The sequence below is a fragment of the Microcystis sp. M53603_WE2 genome (assembly GCF_030065435.1).
Window position 1 is genome coordinate 1 of the sequence record NZ_JASJFF010000159.1, and the last position, 2,704, is coordinate 2,704.

A 2,704-nucleotide genomic window follows, 5' to 3' on the forward strand; every position below is an offset into this window, starting at 1 on the left:
ACTACAAGAAGGATAATGCAAGGTTTTTGAAAGTCCCAATCCTATTTTCTTGCACTAACATCGGACTTTAACAGGTCAAAAGCCTTATTTTAAAAGGGTTTTACCATTATTCAGCAAGCCCTAAATAGACCATTTAACTGATTAATGCTCATTCTTAATTCTCCTGACTCCTGACTACTGGCTACTGACTCCTAACCCTAACAACAATTTGTGATTTTTACAAGAGGTCTAGTTTTTACCCCTCTCTAACCGTAAACTTTCCCATAATACTCTTGATATTCTTTGGATAACAAAGGTTGCCACCAATCCCGATGATCGAGATACCATTGAATGGTTTTTCTTAATCCCCCCTCTACGGTTTCCTGAGGTTGCCAACCTAATTCAGTGCGAATTTTACTGGCATCAATAGCATACCGGCGATCATGTCCGGGGCGATCCTTAACAAAGGTAATTAAATTCTGAGCAGGTTTCACGGGTAAATCGGGAGCTAATTCATCCATTAACTCACATAACATCCTGACTAAATCGATATTTTTTACCTCATTATTTCCGCCAATATTATAGGTTTCTCCCGCTTTGCCTTTGTGAATAACTGTATCTAAAGCTTGACAATGATCCCGAACATATAACCAATCTCGAACATTTTGACCATCACCATAAACGGGTAAAGGTTTACCCAAAAGAATATTAATACACATCAAAGGAATTAACTTTTCGGGAAAATGATAGGAACCATAATTATTAGAGCAATTAGTAATAATTGTCGGCATTCCGTAGGTGTGAAAATAAGCTCTCGCTAGATGATCACTCCCCGCTTTTGAGGCAGAATAGGGACTATTAGGAGCATAGGGAGTAGTTTCGGTAAAAGCCGGATCATCTACTCCTAAACTGCCATAAACCTCATCGGTGGAAACGTGCAGAAAACGATAGTTATCGGGTTGATGATTACTTAACCAATGTTGCCGAAAACTTTCTAATAGAGTAAAAGTTCCCACCACATTAGTTTGCACAAAAGCCCTAGGTCCAAGAATCGATCGATCCACATGGGATTCGGCAGCAAAATGGGCAACTGTATCGATATTTTCACCGGCAAATAATTCATCAACTAAAGCTCGATCGCAGATATCCCCTTGCAGAAAACGGAAATTCTTTCTATCTTTCAGTGTCGCTAAATTATTCAAATTGCCCGCGTAGGTAAGAGCATCAAGAACAATTACACGATCCTCAGGATAATTCTCGCACCAATGATGAACAAAATTCGAGCCGATAAATCCTGCTCCACCAGTAACTACTATGCTTCTAGCTTGATTCTCCGTCGTCATGGCCACCTCTAGCAAAAGTTCGCTACTTATTTTAGGCTTTTTTGCTTCACACTTCTTCATCAAAAGTGATCCGATCAGAGTGATAATCCGGCGGTTCAACGTGAATTAAAATTCTCACAGGGCTAAATTGTTGGCTTAATCTTGCTTCCACCGCTTCCGTGATTGCGTGAGCAGTTTCCACATCTTGAGCGGAGACAACTAGGTGCATTTCTATAAATACCTGTCTTCCCACCACTCCCCGAGACGCAATCGCATGACAATTAAGCACCCCCGGCACCTCCAGGACAATTTGATGAATCACCTCAGGAGCGATCGCCATTTCATCCACTAACAAAGGTAAATTCTCCATCAGGACTTTCCAACCACTGCTAAACACCAAAAAAGCGACGGGAAAGGACAAAATCACATCTAACCATTGTAATTGGGGAATATTAGCCGTATTGCCCACCCAAACCCCGACTAAACCCAATAAAACCGTAATTGTCACCCACACATCACTCATGGTATGACGAGCATCGGCAATCAAAATCGCACTACCGACACGCTGCCCCACCGATCTTTCATAATAGGTGACAAAAATATTCACCCCTAAAACGATAATTAATAGCCATAACTCAGGACCTGCAATCTCGACGGGTTTGCCTCCTTTGATAATACTCATGACCGCCCCTTGCAAGATTTCAAAACAGGCAATCCCCAAAAATGCGGCGATCGCTAAAGCTCCGATCGCTTCGTATTTCAGATGTCCGTAGGGATGATCTCGATCTGGATAGGGAGAGGAAAACCGCATCGCTACTAATCCCAAGACATTATTGGCACTATCGGTGACACTATGGAGAGCATCCGCTTGCAGACTTAAAGCACCAATCCTCAAACCCACCCCCGCTTTGATCGCCATAACCAAAATGTTCAGCAGTAGGGTGATCCAGAGAACTTTTTGGACGGTAGCCCGATTATCTTTTAAAACAGCCACAGGATTATCAGTTATCAGTTATCAGTGGGTAAGTTATCAGTTATCAGTTATCAGTGGGTAAGTTATCAGTGGGTAAGTTATCAGTTATCAGGGAAATTTCAACTAAAACCCCAAAACCCCAAAAACCCAACTACTTGAGGGTTGAAAAAGGGCAAAAATAAGGATTAAATTGCCTAAAGTCGGTAAATAGACCATTTAATTGATTATTATTCATTTTTAATTCTCCTGACTCCTGACGACCGGCTACTGACTCCTGACCCTAACAACAATTTTTGATTTTTACAAGAGGTCTAGTCAACAACAATTGATCAACTCCTGAAATAACAGACTCCCATCGGTCAAATTGAGCATCAGATCGGCGGCGCGTTCGGGATGAGGCATCATTCCTAGCACATTTCCTGCTTTATTG

2 protein-coding genes and 1 pseudogene are annotated in these 2,704 nt (G+C 41.7%); all 3 read right to left on the minus strand.

The window, feature by feature from the left end:
- Positions 1 to 245: 245 nt before the first annotated feature.
- Positions 246 to 1,322: a dTDP-glucose 4,6-dehydratase gene (gene rfbB / locus PX481_RS03570; protein ID WP_043999394.1), complete on the minus strand. Its 1,077-nt coding sequence runs from the start codon at positions 1,320 to 1,322 to the stop codon at positions 246 to 248.
- A 46-nt stretch (positions 1,323 to 1,368) separates the two neighbouring features.
- A complete protein-coding gene (gene cdf31, locus PX481_RS03575) occupies positions 1,369 to 2,295 on the minus strand; it encodes a CDF family zinc efflux transporter Cdf31 (RefSeq protein WP_002762471.1) in 927 nt (308 codons plus the stop codon).
- Between the two features lie 294 nt (positions 2,296 to 2,589).
- Positions 2,590 to 2,704, minus strand: a pseudogene (locus PX481_RS03580) (phosphoribosylformylglycinamidine synthase I); the annotation flags it as partial.